This window comes from Achromobacter deleyi, from assembly GCF_902859705.1.
In the GTDB taxonomy this organism is placed as follows: domain Bacteria; phylum Pseudomonadota; class Gammaproteobacteria; order Burkholderiales; family Burkholderiaceae_B; genus Achromobacter; species Achromobacter deleyi.
Window position 1 is genome coordinate 52,184 of record NZ_CADIJO010000024.1, and the last position, 24,460, is coordinate 76,643.

The window sequence follows — 24,460 nt, forward strand, 5'->3', positions numbered from 1 at the left end:
TGAGCTGGCCGTTAAGAAGCGGCCTTGGCGTTAGCCTAGTCAACCCCAGGGCCTGCCCTTAGTACCAAACCGGTGGACTCGTTGGTGCCAGGCGCAGGCCGGCGCCGCCCTCACCCCGCCAGCGCGCGGGCATGCAGCACGGCCACCGCGCAGCTGTTGACGCGGGCCTCGACCGAATCCGAGCGGCTGGTCAGCAGCACCGGCACGCGCGTGCCCAGCACCAGCCCGGCCGTGCCGGCGCCTGCCAGCCAGGTCAGTTCCTTGTAGAGCATGTTGCCAGCCTCGATGTCGGGCACCAGCAGGATGTCGGCATCGCCCGCCACCGGCGACACGATGCCCTTCTGCTCGGCCGCCAGCCGCGATATGGCGTTGTCGAACGCCAAGGGGCCGTCGATCTCGCCGCCGCGAATCTGCTGGCGATCGGCCATCTTGGACAGCGCCGCCGCATCCAGCGTGGCGGGCATGGCGGGGTTGACGGATTCGGTGGCGCACAGCACCGCCACCTTGGGCCGCGCCACGCCCAGGGCGCGCGCCAGGTCGATGGCGTTCTGGGCGATGTCGGCCTTTTCTGCCAGCGTGGGCGCGATGTTGACGGCGGCATCCGTCAGGATGAAAAGCTTGGCGTACGCCGCCACCGACATGACAAAGGCATGGCTGATGCGCCGGCCGGTGCGCAGGCCGGACTCGCGTGCCACCACCGCCGACATGAAGTGGTCGGTGTGCAGGCTGCCCTTCATCAACATGCCCGCCTTGCCGTCGCGCGCCAGGGCCGCCGCCACTGCGGCAGCCTGGCGTTCGTCATCAGGCGTATCGATGATTTCCAGCGAGCCGGCGCGCAGGCCCATGTCGGCCATCAGCGCGGCCAGCCGGGCCGCCGGCCCGACCAGCAACGGCTCGATGTAGCCGGCGTCTTGCGCCTGCACCGCCGCGCCCAGGCTGGCCGCGCACAGCGGATAGGCCACCGCCGTGCGCACCCGCCCGGCCGACAGCGCCGCGGCCCGCAGCGGCTCGAACAAGCGGTCGGCGGCCATGGTCTAGCCGCGCACCGGATCGATCGACAGCGGCACCTCGCCCGGCTGGAACGGCTGGTTGACGTAGCGCTTGTACTTGTCCAGCAAGCGCAGCGGCTGCTTGAGCGCGTCGCGGCGGAACGGGTCGCCCAGTTCCTGGCTGACCATCATTTCCAGCACCGTGGTCTTGCCTTCGGACTGCGCCTTGCAGGCCGCCTGCAAGGCCGCCCCCACCTGGTCCGAGTGTTCGACGCGGATGCCCTCGGCGCCCATGGCGCGGGCCAGTTCGGCGAAGTTGGGGTTCAAGAGGTTGCTGCCGACGAAGCGGCGGCCGTAGAAGTCCACCTGGTTCTTCTTTTCGGCGCCCCACTGGCCGTTGTGAAACACCACCGCGGTGACCGGAATGCGCTCGCGCACGCAGGTCAGCAGTTCCTGGAAGCTCATGCACCAGGCGCCGTCGCCCACGTACGCCACCGCCGGACGGTCGGGCCGGCCCAGCTTGGCGCCGATCAGCGCGGGCAAGGCGTAGCCGCAATTGCCGAAGCTCATGGCGGCCAGCATGGAATTGGGCTCGTCAAAGCGCAGGTAGCTGTTGGACACCGAGCAGATGTTGCCGATGTCGGTGGACACCATGGCGTGCTTGGGCATGGCGCGTTCCAGCTCGCGCAGCATGCGGCGCGGATGCATGCGGCCGCCTCCATGCTCGATGATGTCCAGGCTCCAGTCGTCGCGTTCGTGCGACCACTCGTCCAGTTCCTTTTCCCAGGCGTTCTTCTGGCTGTTTATCTGGTCGCGACGCGCCTCGCGGGTGGCCTTGCAGGCCACGTCGCGCGCCTGCAGCTTGGCCGCCAGCGCGGCCGCGGCCGGCTTGGCGTCGCCGCAGATGCCCACCGACACCGGCCGCACCAGGCCCAGCATGCGGTGGTCGGCATCGACCTGGATGATGCGCGCGCCCTGCGGCCAATAGTCCAGCCCGTGCTGCGGCAAGGTGCCGAAGGGCCCCAGGCGCGTGCCCAGCGCCAGCACCACGTCGGCCTGCGACAGGAGCTTCATGCCGGCCTTGGACCCCTGGTAGCCCAGCGGACCGCACCACAGCGGATGGCTGGCCGGGAAGGCGTCGTTGTGCAGGTAGCTGGTGACCACCGGTGCGCCCAGCAGTTCAGCCAGCGCCACGCATTCGGCCTGGCCGTCCGAGAACAGCACGCCCCCGCCGGCCACGATGACCGGGAACTTGGCCCCGGCCAACAGGCGCGCCGCGGCTTCCAGGTCTTCTTCCGAGCCGGGGCCGCGGCGGATGCGGCGCGGCTCGGGAATGGCCACGTCGATCTCGCCGTAGAAGTAATCGCGCGGAATGTTCAGCTGCGTGGGGCCGCGTTCGGCCAGCGCGTTGTCGAAGGCCTTGGCGGTGAACTCGGCCATGCGGTCGGGGCGGTTCACGTGGGCCTGGTACTTGGTGATGCGCGAAAAGATCGGCAGCTGCTCGGTTTCCTGGAAGCCGCCCAGGCCCATGCCTGAGGTGCCGGTCTCGGGCGTGATTGCCACCACCGGGCTGTGGGCCCAGTAGGCCGCGGCCACGCCGGTGACGAAATTGGTGATGCCCGGCCCGTTCTGCGCGATGCAGACGCCGTGGCGGCCGGTCACGCGGGAATAGCCGTCGGCCATGTGCGCGGCGCCCTGCTCGTGCACCGTGGGCACGAAGCGGATGCCGGCCGCGGGAAACAGGTCCAGCGCGTCCATGAAGGCCGAGCCGACGATGCCGAAAACGTCCTTGACGCCCTGCGCCACCAGCGTTTCGACGAACGCCTCGCTGGGGGTCATGTGTTGCTTGCTGCTCATGGTCTCTCTCCTGGCGGGCCGGCGCGGCTTGGATTGCATATTGGCCGGTGTGAACCGATACTGCAGCACAAGCATGCGTTTTCCCACCCCGCTGCGTTCCGTTTTCTGCAGAATCTGCACACAACGGGCGCCCTTTCGCCAAATCTTCAAATATTGAAAGATGAAAGACGAATCCTCCGCGGCGCTGCGCGCGCTGACTTTGCTGGAACAGGTGGCCCGCTCGGAAACCCCCGTGTCGCTGGCGGCGCTGACCGAGGCCACCGGGCTGCCCAAGCCGTCGGTGCTGCGCATCCTGTCGCGCCTGGTCGATGCCGGCATGCTGCTGCGCGAACCGGCCGGCAAAAGCTATATCAGCGGCCCGCGCCTGTCGGCGTTGGCGCGCGACACCCTGCTCAATTCACCGCTGCGCGCCGAACGCCACCGCATCCTGGACAGCCTGGTCGACGAGATCGGCGAGACCTGCAACTGCACCATGCTGGACGGCGACGAGGTGATCTACCTGGATCGTGTCGAAACCGCCTGGCCGCTGCGGGTCAACCTGCAACCCGGTTCGCGCGTGCCGCTGCATTGCAGCGCCAGCGGCAAGCTGTTCCTGGCGCACATGCGGCGCGAGGCCCGCGCACGCCTCCTGGCCGCGGCGCCGCTGCCGCGCTATACGCCCAACACGCTGTGCGAGGCCGCCGCGCTGGAACACGAGCTGCAGGCGATTCGCAAGGAAGGCGCCAGTTTCGACCGCGAGGAATTCCTGTTGGGCATCGTCTGCATGGCGGTGCCCATCATGCAGGGCCGGCGCGCCATTGCGGCGGTGGCGCTGCACGCGCCGGTGGCCCGGCTGTCGATCGACGGCGCCCGCGCCTGGCTGCCGCGCATGCAGGAGGCCGCCCGGGCCCTGGCGGGCACCTATGAGGCCCCCACGCAGGAAACGGAGCCGGCGACGGACCCGGCAATGGCCCCTGAGACAGACCCGGCGACGGACTAGGCGCCAGGCACGGCCGCCAGACGGGCCTGGCGGGCACTTTCCAGGCGCCCAGGGCTTACACTGTCGGCCAAATCCGCTTTTTTCGCAGTTTCTGCGACCCTACTGTGACCCACACGCCTTTTACCTCCCTGCCCCTGCTCCCCGCCCTGCTCGAGAACCTGCAAAGCCTGGGGTTCGAGAACATGACGCCGATCCAGGCGCAAAGCCTGCCGCTCATCCTGGAAGGCCGCGACATCATCGCGCAGGCCAAGACCGGCAGCGGCAAGACCGCGGCGTTCGGCCTGGGCGTGCTGCAAAAGCTGGACACCAACCGCCTGACGCCCCAGGCGCTGCTGGTGTGCCCCACCCGTGAACTGGCCGACCAGGTCGCGCAGGAACTGCGCCGGCTGGCCCGCCAGATCGCCAACGTCAAGATCCTGACCCTGTGCGGCGGCGCCGCGGCGCGCCCGCAGGCCGAATCGCTGGCGCGCGGCGCCCACCTGGTGGTCGGCACGCCCGGCCGCATCCAGGACCACCTGGAACGCGGCAGCCTGGATCTCTCGGGCCTGACGACGCTGGTGCTGGACGAAGCCGACCGCATGGTCGACATGGGCTTCTACGACGATATCGTCGCCATCGCCTCGCATTGCCCCACCAAGCGCCAGACGCTGCTGTTCTCGGCCACCTACCCCGACAACATCAAGAAGCTCAGCGCACGCTTCCTGCGCAACCCGGCCGAAGTGAAGGTCGAGGCGCAGCACGATGCCAGCCGCATCGAACAGATCTTCTACGAAATCGATCCGGCCGACCGCCTGGACGCCGTGGCCACGCTGCTGGCGCATTTCCGCCCGGTATCTACCCTGGCCTTCTGCAACACCAAGGTGCGCAGCCACGACCTGGTCGAACGCCTGCAGGCCGAAGGCATCAGCGCCCAGGCCCTGAATGGCGACCTGGAACAGCGCGAACGCGATGAAATCCTGATCCAGTTCGCCAACCAGAGCTGCGCCGTGCTGGTGGCCACCGACGTGGCCGCGCGCGGGCTGGACATCCAGAACCTGGGCGCCGTCATCAACGTCGACGTCACCAAGGACACCGAAGTCCACGTGCACCGCATCGGCCGCAGCGGCCGCGGCGAACAGAAAGGCCTGGCGCTGAGCCTGTGCTCGCCCGACGAAATGCGCTGGGCCAACCTGATCGAGCAATACCAGGGTTCGCCCCTGACCTGGGGCGACATCAAGTCGCTGCGCGCCAAGGCCGACCGCCCCCTGCGCGCGCCCATGGTCACGCTGTGCATCCAGGGCGGCAAGAAAGACAAGCTGCGCCCCGGCGACCTGCTGGGCGCCCTGACCGGCGACGGCGGCCTGACGTTCGAACAGGTCGGCAAGATCAACATCACCGAATTCAATTCCTACGTCGCGCTGGACCGCAAGATCGCCAAGCAGGTGTTTTCGCGTATCTCCAACAGCAACATCAAGGGCCGGCGCTTTCGCATGCGCTACCTTGAGGAATTCTGAGCGCCCCGGCGACCCGTCGGCCGGTCCCCGTTAACGGGGTCAAAAGCTTGATGGTTTTGCTCGGGATTTGCCATAATGGCCCCGCCCGGCGCTCCAAGCGGCGCCGGGCGCGGAACCAAAGGCTCGCCATGCGCTCCAATCCGCGCATCGCCCCCCTTAACCATCACAAGAGAAACTCACCATGATCAAATCCGACGACACCGGCAAGCTGATCCTGCGCCTGACCCTCGGCATTCTGATTCTGCTCCATGGCTTGTTCAAGATCACCGGCGGCGGCGTCGGCGGCATCGGCGGCATGCTGTCCTCGCACGGCTTGCCCGGCTTTCTGGCCTACGGCGTCTACATCGGCGAAATCCTCGCGCCGGTACTGCTCATAGTCGGTATCTACACCCGCCTGGGCGGCCTGATCATCGCCATCAACATGGTCGTGGCCATTTTGCTGGCGCACACCGGCCAACTGTCCAGCCTGACCAACAACGGCGGCTGGGCGCTGGAACTGCAAGGCATGTTCCTGTTCACGGCCCTGGCCATCGCCTTCATGGGTGCAGGCCGCTTCAGCCTGGCCGGCACCGGCGGCCGCTGGAACTGATCCGGCAGCACAACTTGCGCCAACCTGAAAGGCCGCTGTCACAAGCGGCCTTTTTTCATGCGCGAACGGCACAAATGCTACGAACGACATCAACGGTCACGCCGGCGCAAACATCCGTCACTTGAAAGCTGTTTCGGATCCATTACAGAGCCGAACTCGCCACGCCAGGCGTGGCCTAATCCCTACGAGCCCATTGAACGCGTGGTGCACGCCCGGCGCTCGGCAGGAGATTCCAAATGAAGAAGACCGTGTTGTTGATGCTGGCCATGGCCAGTGCATTGTCGGGCTGCGTGGTGGTGCCGGCGCGTCCGGCTTATTACCGTCCCGCGCCCGCTTATTACTACTACCCCGCCCCGCATTACTACTATCACGGCTATTGATCCACGCGCCCGCCGCGTAAAGGAAACGCCATGAACGCCCACGCCAGGATTCTTCCGCTACGCCCGCTGGCCGCCGCCGTCCTGCTGGCGGTCAGTGCCGGCGCTATGGCCCAGACCTATGCGCCGCCGCCCCCACCGGCGGCGCCCGCCTACGACAACGGCGATCCCGCCAACGCCAACCTGGCGCCCGTGGACCGCAGCCCGCAGCCCCCGCCGCCCCTGCCCGTCTATGAACAGCCGCCCGCCCCCGGCGACGGCTACATGTGGGTGCCGGGCTACTGGAGCCTGAACCGCCTGGGCTACTTCTGGGTGCCCGGCGCGTGGGTGCTGGCGCCCTACACCGGCGCATTGTGGACGCCTGGTTACTGGGGTTTTGTCGACGGCATCTATCTCTGGCATGGCGGCTACTGGGGCCCGCACATCGGCTTCTATGGCGGCGTGAACTACGGTTTCGGTTATATCGGCATCGGCTTCGTCGGCGGCTACTGGGACCACGACCGCTTCTTCTACAACCGCGCCGTGACCAACGTGAACGTCACGCGCGTCACCAACGTCTACAACCACACGGTGGTGGTCAACAACATCGACAACCGCCGCATCAGCTACAACGGCGGGCCGGCCGGCATCCAGCGCCAGGCCGATCCGCGCGAAGTCGCGGCGCGCAACGAACAGCATCGTCCGCCCACCGACATGCAGCGCGGCTTCGCCCGCCAGGCCGCAGGCAACCGGGCGCAATTCTTCGACCATAACCAGGGCCGTCCGGCCCAGGCGTTCGTCGAACATGCGCCGGAACGCGGCGGGCCGGGGCAAGGACCGCGGCCGGGTGGTGCGCCAGGCAATGGGCCGGGCGCGGGTCCGGCCAACGGACCGAACGCCGGCGGGCCTGGCGGTCGCCCAGAGATGAATCGCGGCGGCCCTGGCGATCGCCCCGAGATGAACCGCGGCGGCCCTGGCGGCATGTCGCCGGGCCAGGCGCGCCCTGGGCCGCAGGGGCAGCCACCGCAGCAACCGGCCGCGCAACGCCCACCGCAAGCGCAACCCCAGGCCCAGCCGCCGCAAGCGCGACCGCCGCAGGCACAGCGCCCCACGCCCGCGCCCGACAACCTGGCGCAGGCGGCCGCGCGTGAACGCCATGCCGCGCCCCAGAATCGGCCGCAAAGCCCACCGCAGGCGCGGCCCGAAGGCAATCCGCAGCATGGCGGCGGCAACCGGCCGCAAGGCGGCCATGAACCGCAGCACGGCGGCGAACGGCCGGCCCCTCACGAACGCGGCCGCGACTGAATTTTCGCTGACTGAAGCCGGACTGGATTCCCATCGCCGGCGGGGCTACAGTGCAAGAACCGACGCAGCCCCGCCGCGCACCGATTTCCGGAGACTCTCATGAAGCGCCTTGCCCCCCTGTTCCTCGCCTGCGGCCTGTTGGCCGGCACCGCCGCCCAGGCGGCTCTCAATGTCGGCGCGCCCGCGCCCGACTTCAGCACCCAGGCCTCGCTCGGCGGCAATGTGTTCACCTTCAAGCTTGCCGAAGCCCTCAAGCAAGGCCCCGTGGTGCTGTATTTCTACCCCGCCGCGTTCAGCAAGGGCTGCACCATCGAGGCGCATGATTTCGCCGAAGCCACCGACGAATACAAGTCGCTGGGCGCCACCGTCATCGGCGTCTCGGCCGACGACATCGATACCCTGAACAAGTTTTCGGTCAGCGAATGCCGCAGCAAGTTCGCGGTGGCCGCCGACGGCGACGGCAAGATCATGAAGGCTTACGACGCCGTGCTGGATGCCCGCCCCGAGCGCGCCCAGCGCACGTCCTACGTGATCTCGCCCGACGGCAAGATCCTGTACGAATACACCAACATGAATCCCGAGGCACACGTGGCGAACACGATGCGCGCACTGCGGGAATGGAAGGCGGCCAAGAAATAAGCCGAACAGGAGACGGACCGAATCCGGACCATGACAAAGGGGGCTCACGCCCCCTTGTTCATTCATCCACCGTCTTGCGCGTTCCGGTCAGTTGAACGGCCACACCGTAGGATGCGTGCCCGGGGGGCAGGACGGCCGGGTCCAGCGCGCAGGCGTTTCGGAAAACTGCGCCGCGTGGCGCACCGCCACCAGCTCGCCAAAGCCGGACGGCGTAGTTTCCAGCAAGCCATTGAAGCCGGGCATCGGACAGTCCAGGCCGCCCTCGACGCGGCCCAGCGTACGCAGCCAGTGCGCGGTCTGGGCCAGCGATACCTTCACGTGCCAGCTGCCGCCTTCGGTGGCCTGCCGCGCCAGCGCCACCTGGGCGCCAAACGCCATCAGATAGCCAGACGCGTGGTCCAGGATCTGCATGGGCAGCGGCTTGGGCGCATCCTGGCCGGCGGCCTGCGCTTCGGCGTGGTTGAACCCCGCCGCCGTCTGCACCAGCGAATCGAAGCCGCGGCGGCTGGCCCACGGGCCTACCGGGCCGTAAGCCGACAGCGACACGTAGACGATGCCGGGGCGGATGCGGGCAACATCCTGCGGACCGAAGCCCAGCGCGGCCATGCCGCCCGGGCGGTAGCCCTGCACGAAGATATGGGCGCTGCGCAGCAGGTTGCCCAGCGCGATGCGGCCATCGGCCGTGTCCAGATCGGCCAGCACCGACAGCTTGCCGCGGCTGGTGTCGATGAGGTTGTCGATGTTGGGCAGGTTGGGCGAATTCACCAGCATCACGTCGGCGCCGTAGGCTGCCAGCGCGCGACCGCAGACCGGGCCGGCGATGATGCGGGTCAGGTCCAGCACGCGGATGTCCTGCAGCGGACGGGCGTCCTGGCCGTACTTGGGCAATGGCCGGGGGTCGGCATCGCCGATGCGCTCGATGGTCAGAAGGGGCTGCGCGGCAATGGCCTGGCCCTGCGGATGGCGGTCCCATTCGTCGAAGCTGCGCATGGCGGTGACCACCAGGCCGGCGTCGGCCGCCACTTGTTCGAAATCCTGCGCACGCCAGCGGCCCAGCGCCTGCTCGACGGCGGCGCGCGTGGCGCCGTCGCCGGTGGGACAGCCCAGCAGCGCCAGGGCGCCGTCGCGATGGTGCGCGAAATTGGCGTGGATGCGGACCCAGCCGCCGTCGCCGCAGCGGTAGACGCCGGTGATGGGATCGCGCGGGTCAACCGTCGCGCCGTCCACCGTGAAATGGCTGCGGCATTCCTGCGCCGCGTGCAGCATGTCCACGGCGACCTGCTGGCGGGCGCCGCCCCGCAATTGCCAGATTTCCGCCGCCGCCAGCGCCGCCGCGGCGATGCTGGCCTGCGCCGCGGTGCCCACCGCGAAAGACGAGGGCAACACCGGTTCCGCGCCGCTCAGCACCACATGCTCGAGCGACTCGTCGGGCAGATCGAACGAGCGCCAGAGGTGTTGCAAGACATCGCGGGAGGTCTTGCTGGCGGGGGTGCGTCCTTTGAGAAAGGACGGGCGGAAATCCATCAGGTGTCCCATATTTATTCATCTTGCTTTTGGCGTTAAGTGAATTACATGGCGGCCCCGCCAGCCGCGTCAATACAGGGAAAGCGCCAGCGTGTTTCATGGTTTGACCGCCGCGCGCGCCGTCTTCACGGGGCAACGGCCCCGGGCCGCGGGTCCGCCGGCAGGCCCGGCGCCGCACACATTGGTCACATCTACTCGTAGTTTTTACACGGCGTGGCATCGTTGTCCGGCGCAGGCAAGCCGCGGCGCAGCCCCCGGCCCAAGATAGAATGCCTGCCTTGCCGCTCGCCGCCCGGCGCGCGCGTTTTCCAGACCGACCGCCCGTCATGAATACGCTGATCTGGCTGCGCACCGACCTGCGCCTGCACGACAACCCCGCCCTGGCCGCCGCTGCGGCCAATGGCACGGCCACCGCCCTGTTCATCACGGCCCCCGGCCAGTGGCGCCTGCACGGCGAAGCGCCTGCCAAGGTCGATTTCTGGCTGCGCAACCTGCGCGAACTGTCGCAGGACCTGGCCCGCCTGGGCATCCCCCTGAAGCTGCTGACCGTGGACACCTGGGACCAGGTGCCCGATGCGCTCGTGGCCTTCTGCGCCGACCATGCGATCGAGCAAGTGCACGCCAACACGGAATGGGCGGTCAACGAACGCCGCCGCGACGACACGGTGTCCTGGCGCCTGGCCGAGGCCGGGGTGGACTGGACGCTGCACCACGGGGCAACGCTGCTCAAGCCGGGCACGGTGCTGACCGGCAAGGGCGACACCTACCGCGTCTACACCCCCTATGCCCGCGCCTGCCGCGAGCGCCTGCGCACCGCCCCCTTGCGCGCCATTGCCGCGCCCAAGGCGCAGACGGCGCCGGCCTGGGGCCCGGACCCCTTGCCCGCTGCCTTCGACGGCTACGGCCCCGCCAGCGAGGCCATCCGCGCGCTGTGGCCCGCCGGGGAAAGCGCGGCCGGCGACCGGCTGGACGCCTTTGCCGACGGCGTCATCGACGCCTATCGCGACGAACGGGATTTTCCCAGCCTGCCCGCCACCAGTTGCCTGTCGCCCTACCTGGCGGCCGGCGTGCTGTCGCCGGGCCAGGCGCTGCGGGCCGCGCAGGCCGCCAACCACGGCGAACTGGAAAGCGGCAATGTCGGCGCCGCCACCTGGATCAACGAGCTGCTGTGGCGCGAGTTCTACCAGCACCTGCTGGCCGCCTGCCCCGCGCTGTCCATGCACCAGCCCATGAAGCCCGAGACCGCCGCCGTGCCGTGGCGCGACGCGCCCGATGACCTGGCGGCCTGGCAACAAGGCCGCACCGGCCTGCCCATCGTCGATGCCGCCATGCGCCAGCTGCTGGCGCTGGGCTGGATGCACAACCGCCTGCGCATGGTCACGGCGATGTTCCTGTCCAAGAACCTGCTGATCGACTGGCGCCTGGGCGAAGCCTGGTTCATGGCACACCTGGTAGACGGCGACCTGGCCGCCAACAACGGCGGCTGGCAATGGAGCGCGTCCACCGGCGCCGATTCGGTGCCCTACTTCCGCGTCTTCAATCCGCTGTCGCAGTCGCGCAAGTTCGATCCGCGCGGCGTGTTCCTGCGCGAATGGCTGCCCGAGCTGGCGCACCTGGACGACTCGGCGATCCACGACCCCAGCCCCATGGAACGCGCGGCGGCGGGCTACCCGCTGCCCATCGTCGACCTGGCGCAAAGCCGCCTGCGCGCGCTGGAGGCCTTCGGCAACCTGCCCAAGGCATAGCCCCGCACATCACCGCGCCCATCCCCGCGCGAACCAAAGCCGTCCATCACAGCACGGCTTGGGTTCGCCGCCCACATTTACCTTTCGCATAATTTCCAAATATCTTGATGTAGATCAACCCGGCCATACCGTCCGTCCCGGATCATCCGGCAGCACCTCGCCACGCCCATCACAGGACGACAGACGCATGCGCAACAACCAGCCGGTCTACGACAAGGAATACACGCTGCACGACGAGCAGTACTTGATTTCGCGCACCGACTCGCGCGGACGCATCATCTACGCCAATCCGGCGTTCGTCGAAGTCAGCGGCTTTTCACGCGATGAACTGGTGGGCGCGGCCCACAACATCGTGCGCCATCCGGACATGCCGGAAGAAGCATTCGAAGACCTGTGGCGCACCATCCAGCGCGGCGAGTCCTGGACCGGCGTGGTCAAGAACCGCCGCAAGGACGGCGGCTTCTATTGGGTGCTGGCCAACGTCACGCCCATCATCGAACGCGGCGAAACGGTCTGTTATGCCTCGGTGCGCGTCAAGCCGACGCGCGCCCAGATCGATGCCGCCGACGCGGCCTACACGCGCCTGCGCAACGGCACGGCGCGCGGCTTCACGCTCAGCCGCGGCCAGGTCAAGCCCACCGGCATCCGCGGCGTGCTGGCCCGCCTGAAACTGTGGCGCCTGACCGGCGTGCGTTCGCGCATGCTGGCCTGGGCCGTGCTGGCGTCCAGCCTGTTCCTGGGCGCGGCTGGCGTGGCGCTGTACGGCATGCTGGACCGCATGAGCACCGAAGAGATCGCATTGGCCGGGGCCATGCTGGCCGGCGGCGTCGTGCTGATCTTCGCATCGGGCTGGGGCTTTGCGCGATCGATCACCGGGCTGCTGGTCACCGCCACCGACTTCACGCGCCAGATCGCCGCGGGCAATCTCAGCACGCCGTTGCCGCCAGCCAGCATCCGCGACGAAATCGGCGCCTTGAAATTCTCGCTGGAAGTGATGCGCAAAAGTCTGGTCAGCATCACGCGCGACGTGCACCACGGCATTGAAAGCGCACTGTCGTCCGCCGCCGAGATCGCCGACGGCAACGCCGACCTGTCGGCCCACACGCAACGCCAGGCGGCATCGCTGGAAGAAGCGGCGGCCAGCATGGAGCAGCTGGCGTCGACCGTGAAGCAGACGGCCACCAATGCGCACGGCGCGGACCAGATGGCCAACCAGGCGTCGGACGTGGCCAAGCGCGGCGGCCAGGTGGTCAACGATGCGGTGGCGGCCATGCAGGGCATTGTGCAAAGCACGTCGCGCATCGCCGAGATCGTCGGCATCATCGACGGCATCGCGTTCCAGACCAACATCCTGGCGCTCAACGCCGCGGTGGAAGCGGCGCGCGCGGGCGAGGCCGGCAAGGGCTTCGCGGTGGTGGCTTCCGAGGTGCGCAGCCTGGCGCAGAAAAGCGCCACCGCCGCGCGCGAGATCAAGGAACTGATCGAGGCCTCGAATCACAAGGTCGAAGACGGCGTGCGGCATGTGGAACGGGCCGGCGAGGCGATGCTGGACATCGTCGATTCGGTGCAGCAGGTGACCCAGATCGTCAACGAGATCGCGGCCACGTCCACGGAACAGCACACCGGCATCGACAACGTCAGCCGTACCATTTCGGAAACCGACAATGCCGCGCAGCGCAACGCGGCGCGGGTCGAACAAGCCAGCCTGGCGGTGGACAACCTGCGCACGCGCGGCGCGCAGTTGCGTCACGCGATCGAGGTGTTCCGCATTGCCGGCGCCCAGACGGTGCTGCCCAAGCGCGCGGCGGCGCCCGTGCCCGCGGGGTTGATCGCATCGCCGCCGCGCGTGGCACAGCCGTTGCTCGAGCAGCGGGTTTCTTGAGTCAGCGTGCCGGGCGGCTACGCGGCCAGGCCCGGTCTGCGCGCGATCGTTCAGGCGGCTTGCGCGGCCGCCAGAATCGCCTGCAACTGCCCCGCCAAGCCTTCCCGGGCGGCGGGAAACTTGCCGTCCAGCGCCGCGGTGCCGACCGTGAAGCCTGCCGCGCCCGCGCGGCAGGCCAGCTGAATGCGTTCGGCCGAATCCAGCGACCCCGCCACGATCACCGGCACATCCACGCGGCACACGTCCGCGATCAGGGCCGGCACGTCGACATCCGCGCGGTAGGCCAGCAGATCCAGCCCATGCACGCCGGGCAGGTCCGCCAGCTGGCGCGCGCTGCGGGCGATCGCCTCGCGCGAACCGCCCAGGATGCTGGGATGTCCATGCACCTGGCCGGGAAACGGGTAATAACGGATACGCGACCCCGCCAGCAGCGGCAATGCATCCGCCACATGCGTGCCGCCCAGCAGGAAGTCCACGTCCAGTTCCAGCGCGGCGCGTACGGACGCCAGTTCGCTGTCGCGATCCTGTGACACCACTTCCAGATAGCTGTGGCCGCCGGCCTCGCGGATACCGCGGTTCAAACGCTGCAAGGTCGCCAGCGGCTGGCCGATGTCCTTGAAGCCGATGTGCCGCACGCCGCTGTCCAGCGCGATGTCCAGATAGGCGTCGGCGCTGTCGACCGTGCGGTCGTTGCGCGTCAGCATGAAGATAAAGTCGGATCGCATGATGATGGGGGTGTCCTGGTCAGGCATTGTCGATAGGGAATGCGGCCTTGGGCAAGTCTTGCGCGTGCCCGGCCAGTTGAAAGGCGCGGTCAATGGCGCTGCGCAGGCTGGCCGGATCGGCGATGCCCTGCCCCGCGATGTCGAAGGCCGTGCCGTGGTCGGGGCTGCTGCGCACGAACGGCAGGCCCAGCGTGATGTTCACGCCCTGCTCCAGGCCCAGGTACTTGACCGGGATCAGCCCCTGGTCGTGGTATTGCGCCACCACCACGTCGAAGCGCCCCTGGCGCGCCTGCATGAAGACCGTGTCGCCCGGCCAGGGGCCGCTGGCGTCGATGCCCTCCCGGCGCGCAGCCGCGATGGCGGGCCGGATGATGCGCGCCTCTTCGTCGCCGAACAGGCCGTCTTCGCCGGCATGCGGATTCAGGCCGGCCACCGCCACGCGTGGCGCGGCCACGCCCAGTGCGCGGCCGCCGTCGTGCGCCAGCCGCATGGCAGACAACTGCGCAGCGAAATCAGCGCGCTCGATGGCGTGGCGCAACGAACAATGGATGGTCACCAGCACGGTGGCGATGGCCTCGTTGACCAGCATCATCGCCACGCGCCGCGCGCCGCTGCGATCCGCCAGGATCTCGGTGTGCCCGGGGTACGGCACGCCGGCCGCGGCCAGCGCCGCCTTGTGGATGGGCGCGGTGACCATGCCGGCCACACGGCCCTGCCGCGCCAGGTCGATCGCCATGCAGATGGCCTGGTAGGCCGCCAGGCCGCACGCCGCGTTCACGTGCCCCAGTGGCGGCAAGGGCTGCAGCGCGGACGACGGCAACAGGCACACGCGGTCGGCCCGCAGGCCGGCATCGGCCACGTCCTGGACGACGTGCAGGCGATGGGCAGCGCCCAGCGGCGCCAGCGCACGCGTCATGGCGGCGGGGTCGCCCACGACCAGGCAGCGCTCGGCATAGTGCGGCAGCAGCAGCGTCCTGGCGATGATTTCCGGTCCGATGCCGGCCGGATCACCCATCGTGATGGCCATGGGCAAGGCGGGGTTGGGTGACTCGGGCATTGAAGGCCTCGGCTTTACGGTACTGAGCCGTGAAGAAATGGACGGAGAAGAATTGGACGGCGATGAATTCGGCATGGACGGCCGGGTCGGCAAGGGAACGATCGCGCCATGCTGGGGCGCGTCTTCAGGCAAGGAAATCATCGGCGCAGCAACCTTTCGGCGGCGTCGAACAACGCGTCGGGCCCGCCAAAACCGCCCGCCTTCATGGCGATGGCCAACGGCTGCCCGTTATCGGCGCGCAAGGCCATGCCCGCCGGAAAACCGGGCGCCAGTTCGTCGGTCAACGTGAATGCGCGGATACCCAAGGCGTCCAGCAGCGCGGCCAGCGTGTCGCCGCCGGTGGCGATCAGGGCATCGAACGCATGACAGGCCAACGCCCGCGCCGCCTGCTGCGTCAACGCCGCCAATACGGCTGCGGGGCCGGCCTGCGCGGCCTGCGGGGCACGCAGGCAAACCAATGGGGCGGCGGGATGGATCTCGTCCGCCTGGGCCACCACTTGCGTGCCGGCCTCACGCAACGCGTCGCACTGCGCGTGGCTGACCGGATTGGCGCTGCCGACGACGACCAGCACGCGGCGCACAGGTGCTGCCTCGCAATGGGTGGGGCGGGTTGAAGGCGTTGTGCCATAGTGCGCAGCCAGCGCCCGCGCCATGCCCGGCGCCCCCACCCACAGCACCGGCACGCCCAGCGCCGCCACCTGCGCCACGCGGGCATTCAGCCCTTGCTGCGTGCGGGCATCCAGCACCAGCCCCCGCGACGTCGCGGCGGCCTCGCGCAACGCGACTGCGCTGGCGCCTTCGGCCACCTCGCGCACCGGGCCGATGGCCGGGTCGATCAGGTCCAGGATGCGCGAGGTACGCGCAGGATGCACGGGATCGGCGCCGTAGGCGCTGGCCGCCACCAACGTGCCGTTCACATATTGATGGCCGCCCGACGTCACGCGACCGGCGTCGGGAAATGCCGGGGCTACCACCAGCAACTGCCGGCCGCTGGCCCGGAAGGCCCCCGCCAGCTCGGCGCGCACATGCCCCCGCAAGGTCGAATCCATCGTCTTGTAGACCACGTCGCGGCGGGCCAGGGCCGCCGTCGCCTGCCCCGCGGCCTGCGCGGCGGCGGCCTCGGGCATGGCGCGGCTGCCGGTATCCCGCGACAACACACGGGCCCCTTCATCGTCCATCGCATCGCGACGCACCCGGGCCGAGCCGCCCCAGGGCAGGAAAGGCCCCGCGCCATCGGCGGCGCTGGTCAGGTCATCGGCAATGATGCCGACGGAAGGGAAAGCGGTTGCAGGGGTGCGGTTCATATTGGTGATTAAAATGCATATCACCAACCAGGAATATCCATGATTTCTGACGTATATCCGTGATGAAAACTCACCAATGACCCGACGCCCTTCCCTGAACGACCTGCGTGCCTTCGAAGCCGTGGCCCGCCTGGGCTCGATGCGCGCCGCCGCCGATGAACTGTCGCTCACCCACGGCGCCGTCAGCCGGCGCGTGGCCAAGCTGGCCGACGACCTGGGCCTGGTGCTGGTCGAGCCCGCCGGCCGCGGCCTGCGTATCACCGCCGCCGGCCAGTTGCTGGCCTCGACCATGAGCCGCGCCCTGGGCCTGATCAACGGCACGATCGACACCCTGCAAGACCGCGGCGCCAAGCGGCCCGTGGTGCTGTCATGCGAACGTTCGGTGGCGATGCGCTGGCTGATTCCGCGCCTGTCGGCCTTTCAGGACCAGCATCCCGATATCGACCTGCATCTCTCGGTGGGTGGCGGCGCGCTGGATTTTGCGCGCGACTCGGTCACGCTGGCGCTGCGGCGGCTGGATTTCCCGGTGCACCCCGATTGGACGGTCACCCGGCTGATGCCCGAAAGCATGGGGCCGGTGATGGCCCCTGCCCTGGCGGCGGATTTTCTATCGGGCCATTACGTGGCGCTGGCCTCGCGCACCCGGCCGCAGGCCTGGGACGACTGGCTGGCGCAAGCGCCCGCGCACCCGGCGCCGCGCAGCACGCGGCACCTGGATCATCATTTCCTGATGGTGCAAGCCGCGGCCGCGGGCCTGGGCGTGGCGCTCAGCCCGCGCATCCTGGCGCTGGACGATCTGCGCACGGGGCGGCTGGTTGCGCCCCTGGGCTTTGCGCCCGATGGGTCCGACTATGGCCTGATCGAACCTCGGGCCACGCCGGCCGGCGCCGACACGGCGCTGGCGGCCTTGAAACAATGGCTGGTCGACACCGCGCGCAGCGATAGCGACGCCGCCTGACTAGCGGCCGCCATCACGGCTGTTGTGCGGCGGCCGCTTCCTTGTCCAGGCGCTTCATGAATACCAGCAGTTCCTTTTCGACCTGCTTGTCGCCGCGCGCCTGCGCGGCTTGCAGGCCGGATTCCCAGGCGGCGCGTGCACCGGCCTTGTCGCCCAGGCCCAGGCACGCCTTGCCCAGCCATTTCCAGGCCACCGAATAGGCCGGATCGAAGGCCAGCGAGGCGCGCAAATGCGTTTCGGCTTCGCGAAAGCAATCCTGTTCGGCATAGGCCTTGCCCAACGAGAATCGCAACAACATGTTGTCCGTGCCCTTGGCCAACATTCCTTCCAGACGGTCGATCATTTCCCGCATCACCGGCCTCCTTTGCGCCGCATGCGCTGACTGCGATGGCACATGATAGGACGGCCGGCCCGCACAGGCGGCAATGGCCCCGCGCCGCGCAGGGATAGCGCGCCGCAGGGGCAAAACGATCGGTTTCCGTGCGTTTCAAGCGGCGCGCGCAAGGGAATGCCGGTGCGAATATCCTGTCATACGCTCAGGGCCTGCACGTTGCGCGCCGGACCTGAATACCTGCTGACGACAGGCCTGATCGATTACCAGAGAGGGGCCCGCTTGATGCCATCCTTGCGCTCACCGTCCTGGCATGCGCTGTATTCGCGACTGCCGCATTGGGGGCTGCCACATCGGGGGCTGCCACATTGGCAACGGCCGCGTTCTTTCCTGCGCCCGCTGTTGCGCCGTCTCGCGCCCCTGGCGCTGCTGCTGCCGCTGGCCGTCCAGGCTGCGCCACCCGCCGCCCGGGCCGCTGCGGACCCCGCGCCTGCCGCCGCCAACCCGCGCGACGCCGAGGCCCGCGCGCAAGAAGCGGCCCTGCTCAACCGCATCACCTGGGGCGCCACGCCCGCCGACCTGGCGCGGCTGCGCGAACTGGGCGCGGCGCGCTACCTGCAAGCGCAATTGCACCCCGACCCGCGCGCCCGCCTGCCGCCTGCCGTGCAGCAGCGCATCGACGCGCTATCGATCTCGCGCCAGAGCGCCGACGACGCGCTGGCCGAACAGCGCGCGATACGCCAGGACGCCAAGGACGCCGCCCCCGGCCCCAAGCAGGACGCCCAGCGCGACGCGCGCGCCATCTCGCGCCAACGCGCCGATGACACCGCCACCCGCGCCTTCTACCGCGCCCTGTACTCGCCCAACCAGCTGCAGGAACAGATGACCTGGTTCTGGATGAACCACTTCAACGTCTATGCCGCCAAGAACGACATCGGCACCTACATCGACCAGTACGAAGAGCGCGCCATCCGCCCGCATGCACTGGGCAAGTTCCGCGACCTGCTGGCGGCCACGCTGCGTTCGCCGGCCATGCTGGTGTACCTGGACAACACCCAGAACGCCGCCGGCCACATCAATGAAAACTATGCCCGCGAGCTGATGGAACTGCACACGCTGGGCGTCAAGGGCGGCTACACCCAGACCGACGTGCAGGAACTGGCGCGCATCCTGACGGGCCTGGGCATCCGCAACGCGAAAGGCGCGCCCAAGCTGCGGCCCGAATTGCGCGGCCAGCTGGTGGAAGACGGCCTGTTCATCTTCAACCCCGCGCGTCACGATTACGGCGACAAGACCTTCCTGGGCCACACCATCCGCGGCGCCGGCATGGCCGAAGTAGACCAGGCCGTCGACCTGCTGGCGCGCCACCCGGCCACCGCGCGCTTTGTCAGCACCAAGCTGGCCGTCTATTTCATGGGCGACGCCCCGCCGGCGTCGGTGATCGACAAGATGGCCAAGACCTTCCAGGCGCAGGATGGCGACATCGCCGCCACGCTGCAGACGCTGTTCGCCTCGCCCGAATTCGCGCATTCACTCAAGGCCGGCGTGTTCAAGGACCCGGTGCATTACGTGTATTCCGCGCTGCGCCTGGCCTACGCCGACCTGCCGCCCATCGTCAACACGCGCCCCGGCATGGCCATGCTGCGCCAACTGGGCCAGCCCCTGAACCAGCGCCTGACGCCCGACGGTTATCCGCAAGCGCAGTCGGACTGGGCCGGCTCGGGCCAGATGACCGCGCGCTTCGAAGTGGCGCGCGCCATCGCCGCCGGGCCGCAGGCCTTCTATCGCGAAGGCGACGACAAGGGGCCGGTGGACCTGCCGCGCATGCCCGACCTGCTGCGCCAGGACGGCGCCGACGGCCTGTTCGCCCACCTGTCGCCCGCCACCCGCCAGGCCATCGCCCAGGCCAAAAATCCCAAGGACGCCAACACCTATCTGTTGGCCTCGCCCGAATTCATGCGCCGCTGACACGCGGCGCAACAGGAGTCCCGTCATGCATCGCCGCCGCATCCTGCAACTGATGGCCTCGGCGCCGCTGGCCTTCGGCGCCAGCCGCCTCTACGCCGCGCCCGCCGCCGCCGGCAACAAACTGCTGGTTGTCTTCATGCGCGGCGCCTACGACGCCGCCAGCCTGCTGGTGCCTGCCAGCAGCGACTTCTATTACGAATCGCGCCCGTCCATCGCCATCGCCCGCCCCGGCAGCGGCGCGGACGCCGCCCTGCCCCTGGCCGACGGCTGGGCCCTGCATCCCGCGCTGGCCGACAGCCTGATGCCGTTCTACCAGAAGCGGCAACTGGCCTTCGTGCCGTTCGCCGGCACCGACGACATCAGCCGCAGCCACTTCGAAACGCAGAACAGCATCGAACTGGGCCAGGGCGCAGCCCGCGCCAAGGGCGGCGATTTCCGCTCGGGCTTCCTGAACCGGCTGGCGGCCACGCTGGCAAGCGGCGGCACTCAATCGGCCGCCTTCACGTCCGAGGTGCCGCAGATCTTTCGCGGCGACGAACGCGTGCCCAACATCGATCTGGGCGGCGCCAGCCGCAAGTCGCGCCTGAGCGACGAGGACAACCGCGCCATCGCGTCCATGTACCGCCACACCGACCTGGACGCCTCGGTGGCCGAAGGCCAGCGCATCATGGGCGCGGCGCGCGAAGAACTGGAAGCCGAGATGCAGGCCGCCAACGGCAACGCCGTCTCGGCCGGCAAGCTCGAACAGGAAGCGCGCCGCATCGGCCGCTTCATGAGCGACCGCTACAACCTGGGCTTTGTCGACGTGGGCGGCTGGGACACCCACGTGGGCCAGGGCGCGGCCACCGGCATGCTGGCCAACCGGCTGGGCCAGCTGGGCCGCGCGCTGGCCGCCTACGCCGATGCCATGGGCCCGGCCTGGAAACAGGCCACGGTGGTGGTCATCAGCGAATTCGGCCGCACCTTCCGCGAAAACGGCAACAAAGGCACCGACCACGGCCACGGCACGGTCTACTGGGTGCTGGGCGGCAACGTACAAGGCGGCCGCATCGCCGGCCGCCAGGTCAAGGTCGCGCAGAACACGCTGTTCCAGGACCGCGACTACCCCGTCCTGAACGAATACCGCGCCCTGTTCGCCGGCCTGTTCTCACGCTTGTACGGCCTGGACAAGGCCCGTTTGGCGCAGATCTTCCCCGGCATCGCGCCGCTGGATCTGAAGCTGGTGTGACCCACGCGCGGGATGGCGCCTGCGCGTACACCGACACCTTCCTGTAAGGCCTTGCCCCTATCATTGGCAGGTCATTGCCCGGGCCCGCGTGCCCGGCTGCCCTAAAATCACGGACTTGTTCCCCTTGCCGCCCGCGCCGCCCGCCGCGCCCCGGCCATCCCCTTTCCGGTTTTCCATGCCCCTGCATCTCATCGCGCTGGCCGCCGCCGCTTTCGGCATCGGCACCAGCGAATTCGTCATCATGGGCCTGTTGCCCAACGTCGCCGCCGACCTCGATGTGACCATCGACATCGCCGGCCTGCTCATCACCGGCTACGCCATGGGCGTGGTGATCGGCGCGCCCATCATGGCCATCATCACCGCCAAGCTGCCGCGCAAGGCCACGCTGATCGGCCTGGCCAGCACCTTCGTGCTGGGCAACCTGCTGTGCGCGCTGGCGCCCAACTACGGGCTGCTGATGGCGGCGCGGGTCTTCACGGCCTTCTGCCACGGCGCCTTCTTCGGCATCGGCGCGGTGGTGGCAGCGGACCTGGTGCCGCGCAACCAGCGGTCCAGCGCGATCGCGCTGATGTTCACCGGCCTGACGCTGGCCAACGTGCTGGGCGTGCCGCTGGGCACCGCGCTGGGCCAGGTGGCCGGCTGGCGCTCGACCTTCTGGGTGGTCAGCAGCATCGGCCTGGCCGCGGTGGCGGCGCTGGCGGCGTGGCTGCCGGGCCGCATTCCGATGCAGCCCGGCAACATCCTGCGTGAATTCAAGGTGCTGCGCGATATCCGCGTGCTGTGGCCGCTGGCGGCCAGCGTGCTCGCGTCGGCCTCGCTGTTCTGCGTGCTGACCTACATTGCGCCCATCCTGCGCGACATCACCGGCGTGTCCGAACGCGGCGTGACCGGCGTGCTGCTGCTGTTCGGCGTGGCGCTGACGGTGGGCAGCACCCTGGGCGGCAAGCTGGGCGACCGCAACCTGGAAGTCTCGCTGCGCCGCATTTTCCTGGGCCTGGTGCTGGTGTTCCTGGCGCTCAGCCAGGCCATCCACGCGCTGGCGCCGATGCTGGTGATGACCTTCATCTGGGGCACGCTGGGCTTTGCCGTGGTGCCGCTGTTGCAGACCCTGATCGTGGACCAGGCCGCCGATGCGCCCAACCTGGCGTCGACCCTGAACCAGGGCGCCTTCAACCTGGGCAACGCGGGCGGCGCGTGGCTGGGCAGCCTGGCGCTGGGCCACGGCCTGCCGCTGACCGACCTGCCCTGGATGTCGGCGGCCATCGCCGCCAGCGTGCTGCTGCTGACCTTGTGGGGCACGCGCTACTATGGACGCCATGCCGGGACGGCGCAGCCGCCGCAAGCCAGCGAACTGGCCTCGTCCCGTTCCGACGCCTGACCCAGCCGCGTCGACATCCCCAGGAGCCCACCATGAGCACGATCTACGATTTCTCGGCCCGCGACATCCATGGCGCCGACCAACCGCTGGATGCCTACCGCGGCCGCGTGCTGCTGGTGGTGAACGTGGCCTCCAAGTGCGGCTTCACGCCGCAGTACTCGGGGCTGGAAGAGCTGTACCGCAGCCTGCGCGATGACGGCCTGACCGTGCTGGGTTTTCCGTGCGACCAGTTCGGCCACCAGGAACCCGGCAACGAAGCCGAGATCCAGAATTTCTGCTCCACCCAGTACGACATCACCTTCCCGCTGTTCGCCAAGATCGATGTCAACGGCGCCGATGCCCACCCGCTGTACCGCTGGCTGAAAGGCGAAAAGCCCGGCGTGTTCGGCACCGAGGGCATCAAGTGGAATTTCACCAAGTTCCTGGTGGGCCGCGACGGCCAGGTCATCAAGCGCTACGCCCCCACCGACACGCCCGCGGGCTTGAAGGACGATATCGTGCGTGCGCTGGCCGCGCCGGCCGTGTAAGGCCTGAGCGGACTGAAGCCCTGCCGCGGCACGGCAGGGCTGAAACGCCAGCCTGCGTAGGCTGGCCCCGGCCAACGGCCAACGGCCCGCCTCAACGCAGCGGCGGCAAGCGGCGGCGCACCGTGTGCGACTTGACGATGGCGGTATTGGTTTCGGCGAATTCGGTCACGCGTTCCAGGATGCCGTCCAGGTGCGTGATCGACCGCAGCACCAGACGCGCAATGAAGCAGTCGTCGCCCGTGACCTTGTCGCATTCCACGAAATCCGGAATCTCCTGGATCAGGCCCTCGACCCGGCGCAGTTGCCCGGGCAGCGGCCGGATGCGCACGATCGCTTCCAGCGTATAGCCCAGCGCCACCGGATCGACGTCCAGCGTGTAGGCGCGGATCACCCCCGATTCTTCCAGCCGCCGCAGGCGGTCGGCCACGCTGGGCGCGGACATACCGACCTGGCGTGCCAGGTCGGCGGTGGTGGTGCGCGCATTGGCCGTCAGGGTCTCGACCAGGCGGCGGTCGATACCATCCAGAACCGGGCTTTCATTCTTTAGGTCGTTTTGCATAAATTCCACCTAAATGAAGGTTCAAAAACAAAACTGCCGTATCAACATCATATAGCTCGCAGGATCGGCCTGGGATAATTTCTCCATCGAATCCCTGGGCCGCAAGCCCGCCTGGAGCCTCTCATGTCCCCCCATTCCGACCGCCTCGGCCTGGCGCAAATGGCCGCCGCCATGACCCTGTCGGGCACGCTTGGCGTGTTCGTCCTGGAATCCGGCCAAAGCGCCTGGAACGTCGTGTTCTTTCGCTGCGTCTTCGGCGCCCTGTCGCTGTTCCTGTATTGCTGGGCTCGCGGCCTGCTCAAGCCCGGCCTGTTCACCGCCCGCACGCTGGGCCTGGCGCTGGCGGCGGGCGCCGCGCTGGTGCTGAACTGGGTGCTGCTGTTTTCGGCCTACCGGCTGGCCTCGATCTCGCTGGCCACCGCCGTCTACAACGTACAGCCTTTTTTCCTGATCGGCCTGGGCGCGCTGTTCCTGGGCGAACGCCCCAGCCGCGGCAAGCTGGCCTGGTCGGTGGTGGCCTTTGCCGGACTGCTGCTGGTGCTGCGCCTGACCGACACGGCCGGCGCGGGTGGCGCCGCCTACCTGTCGGGCCTGCTGTTAGGCCTGGGCGCGGCGGCGCTCTACGGCGTCACCGCCGTGATCGTCAAGCGCCTGAAGGGCATCCCGCCGCAAGTGCTGGCGCTGGTGCAGGTGACGCTGGGCGCCGTGATGCTGCTGCCCATGGCCGACTTCAACGCCCTGCCCGCCGCGCCGCTGCAATGGGGCTACCTGGTGGCGCTGGGCGTGATCCACACCTGCCTGATGTACATCCTGATGTATTCGGCCATCCAGAAGCTGCCGACCACGTCCACCGCCGCGCTCAGCTTCATCTACCCGGCCGTGGCCATCCTGCTGGACCTGGTGGTGTACGGGCACCGCATGGACGCCACCCAGGTCGTGGGCGTGGCGCTGATCTTCCTGGCCGCGGCCGGCGTCAGCCTGAACTGGCAATGGCGCCTGCGCGGCGGCGCCAAGCCGGGCGCGGCGTAAGGCCACAATCCCGCACCCGGCTTCGGGGTATTCGTCCG

22 protein-coding genes are annotated in these 24,460 nt (G+C 68.7%); 14 read left to right on the forward strand and 8 right to left on the reverse strand.

Translation table 11 applies throughout. The features are described 5' to 3' along the window. Positions 1-110: 110 nt before the first annotated feature. Both HV798_RS25570 and xsc read right to left on the reverse strand, forming a co-directional pair. A complete protein-coding gene (locus HV798_RS25570) occupies positions 111-1,031 on the reverse strand; it encodes a bifunctional enoyl-CoA hydratase/phosphate acetyltransferase (RefSeq protein ID WP_175194231.1) in 921 nt (306 codons plus the stop codon). Between the two features lie 3 nt (positions 1,032-1,034). After that, positions 1,035-2,846, reverse strand: coding sequence for a sulfoacetaldehyde acetyltransferase (xsc, locus tag HV798_RS25575; RefSeq protein ID WP_175194233.1), 1,812 nt, complete (start codon positions 2,844-2,846; stop codon positions 1,035-1,037). A 160-nt stretch (positions 2,847-3,006) separates the two neighbouring features. On the opposite strand from xsc, the gene HV798_RS25580 reads away from it, so the two are divergent. From HV798_RS25580 to HV798_RS25605, 6 genes are all read left to right on the forward strand, one after another. Then, complete coding sequence (locus HV798_RS25580; protein ID WP_246289149.1) at positions 3,007-3,825, forward strand: IclR family transcriptional regulator; 819 nt, start codon at positions 3,007-3,009, stop codon at positions 3,823-3,825. A gap of 104 nt (positions 3,826-3,929) precedes the next feature. Further along, positions 3,930-5,318, forward strand: coding sequence for an ATP-dependent RNA helicase DbpA (gene dbpA, locus HV798_RS25585; RefSeq protein ID WP_025137658.1), 1,389 nt, complete (start codon positions 3,930-3,932; stop codon positions 5,316-5,318). Positions 5,319-5,499: 181 nt separating this feature from the next. Continuing rightward, on the forward strand, positions 5,500-5,907 hold the full coding sequence (locus HV798_RS25590; RefSeq protein WP_175194235.1) for a DoxX family protein: 408 nt from the start codon (positions 5,500-5,502) through the stop codon (positions 5,905-5,907). A gap of 236 nt (positions 5,908-6,143) precedes the next feature. Next, positions 6,144-6,287, forward strand: coding sequence for a hypothetical protein (locus HV798_RS25595; protein WP_175194236.1), 144 nt, complete (start codon positions 6,144-6,146; stop codon positions 6,285-6,287). A gap of 30 nt (positions 6,288-6,317) precedes the next feature. Beyond that, positions 6,318-7,568 carry a YXWGXW repeat-containing protein gene (locus tag HV798_RS31875; RefSeq protein ID WP_175194238.1) on the forward strand — a complete coding sequence of 417 codons (1,251 nt, stop codon included), beginning with the start codon at positions 6,318-6,320 and terminating at the stop codon, positions 7,566-7,568. 99 nt (positions 7,569-7,667) lie between these two features. Further along, complete coding sequence (locus tag HV798_RS25605) at positions 7,668-8,207, forward strand: peroxiredoxin (protein WP_025137655.1); 540 nt, start codon at positions 7,668-7,670, stop codon at positions 8,205-8,207. A gap of 87 nt (positions 8,208-8,294) precedes the next feature. On the opposite strand, the gene HV798_RS25610 is transcribed toward HV798_RS25605, so the two are convergent. Next, a complete protein-coding gene (locus HV798_RS25610; RefSeq protein ID WP_175194240.1) occupies positions 8,295-9,743 on the reverse strand; it encodes a CoA transferase in 1,449 nt (482 codons plus the stop codon). A 314-nt stretch (positions 9,744-10,057) separates the two neighbouring features. On the opposite strand from HV798_RS25610, the gene phrB reads away from it, so the two are divergent. After that, positions 10,058-11,476, forward strand: coding sequence for a deoxyribodipyrimidine photo-lyase (gene phrB, locus HV798_RS25615; protein ID WP_175194242.1), 1,419 nt, complete (start codon positions 10,058-10,060; stop codon positions 11,474-11,476). Between the two features lie 187 nt (positions 11,477-11,663). After that, positions 11,664-13,358, forward strand: coding sequence for a methyl-accepting chemotaxis protein (locus tag HV798_RS25620; protein ID WP_175194244.1), 1,695 nt, complete (start codon positions 11,664-11,666; stop codon positions 13,356-13,358). Between the two features lie 50 nt (positions 13,359-13,408). Here HV798_RS25620 and HV798_RS25625 read toward each other — a convergent pair whose 3' ends face one another. The 3 genes from HV798_RS25625 to HV798_RS31880 all read right to left on the reverse strand — a co-directional run bounded on the left by HV798_RS25625 (position 13,409) and on the right by HV798_RS31880 (position 16,444). Beyond that, positions 13,409-14,083: a beta/alpha barrel domain-containing protein gene (locus HV798_RS25625; protein ID WP_246289152.1), complete on the reverse strand. Its 675-nt coding sequence runs from the start codon at positions 14,081-14,083 to the stop codon at positions 13,409-13,411. Positions 14,084-14,102: 19 nt separating this feature from the next. Further along, complete coding sequence (gene pdxA, locus HV798_RS25630; protein WP_246289155.1) at positions 14,103-15,140, reverse strand: 4-hydroxythreonine-4-phosphate dehydrogenase PdxA; 1,038 nt, start codon at positions 15,138-15,140, stop codon at positions 14,103-14,105. A 137-nt stretch (positions 15,141-15,277) separates the two neighbouring features. Beyond that, positions 15,278-16,444 carry a four-carbon acid sugar kinase family protein gene (locus HV798_RS31880; protein ID WP_175194248.1) on the reverse strand — a complete coding sequence of 389 codons (1,167 nt, stop codon included), beginning with the start codon at positions 16,442-16,444 and terminating at the stop codon, positions 15,278-15,280. A 76-nt stretch (positions 16,445-16,520) separates the two neighbouring features. Here HV798_RS31880 and HV798_RS25640 point away from each other — a divergent pair, with 76 nt between their 5' ends. Continuing rightward, on the forward strand, positions 16,521-17,402 hold the full coding sequence (locus tag HV798_RS25640; RefSeq protein WP_175194250.1) for a LysR substrate-binding domain-containing protein: 882 nt from the start codon (positions 16,521-16,523) through the stop codon (positions 17,400-17,402). A gap of 13 nt (positions 17,403-17,415) precedes the next feature. On the opposite strand, the gene HV798_RS25645 is transcribed toward HV798_RS25640, so the two are convergent. Next, positions 17,416-17,754: a hypothetical protein gene (locus HV798_RS25645; protein WP_081821602.1), complete on the reverse strand. Its 339-nt coding sequence runs from the start codon at positions 17,752-17,754 to the stop codon at positions 17,416-17,418. A 381-nt stretch (positions 17,755-18,135) separates the two neighbouring features. Here HV798_RS25645 and HV798_RS25650 point away from each other — a divergent pair, with 381 nt between their 5' ends. From HV798_RS25650 to HV798_RS25665, 4 genes are all read left to right on the forward strand, one after another. Next, positions 18,136-19,701, forward strand: coding sequence for a DUF1800 domain-containing protein (locus tag HV798_RS25650; protein ID WP_246289157.1), 1,566 nt, complete (start codon positions 18,136-18,138; stop codon positions 19,699-19,701). 25 nt (positions 19,702-19,726) lie between these two features. Further along, positions 19,727-20,929, forward strand: a complete 1,203-nt coding sequence (locus HV798_RS25655; RefSeq protein WP_175216586.1) for a DUF1501 domain-containing protein — start codon at positions 19,727-19,729, stop codon at positions 20,927-20,929. A gap of 175 nt (positions 20,930-21,104) precedes the next feature. Then, positions 21,105-22,307: an MFS transporter gene (locus HV798_RS25660; RefSeq protein ID WP_175194256.1), complete on the forward strand. Its 1,203-nt coding sequence runs from the start codon at positions 21,105-21,107 to the stop codon at positions 22,305-22,307. A 32-nt stretch (positions 22,308-22,339) separates the two neighbouring features. Further along, positions 22,340-22,834, forward strand: a complete 495-nt coding sequence (locus HV798_RS25665) for a glutathione peroxidase (protein ID WP_025137643.1) — start codon at positions 22,340-22,342, stop codon at positions 22,832-22,834. Positions 22,835-22,925: 91 nt separating this feature from the next. Here HV798_RS25665 and HV798_RS25670 read toward each other — a convergent pair whose 3' ends face one another. Beyond that, positions 22,926-23,393 carry an Lrp/AsnC family transcriptional regulator gene (locus tag HV798_RS25670; RefSeq protein ID WP_175194257.1) on the reverse strand — a complete coding sequence of 156 codons (468 nt, stop codon included), beginning with the start codon at positions 23,391-23,393 and terminating at the stop codon, positions 22,926-22,928. 123 nt (positions 23,394-23,516) lie between these two features. Between HV798_RS25670 and HV798_RS25675 the strand changes: the two genes are divergently transcribed. Continuing rightward, positions 23,517-24,422: a DMT family transporter gene (locus HV798_RS25675; RefSeq protein ID WP_175194259.1), complete on the forward strand. Its 906-nt coding sequence runs from the start codon at positions 23,517-23,519 to the stop codon at positions 24,420-24,422. Positions 24,423-24,460: the final 38 nt, after the last annotated feature.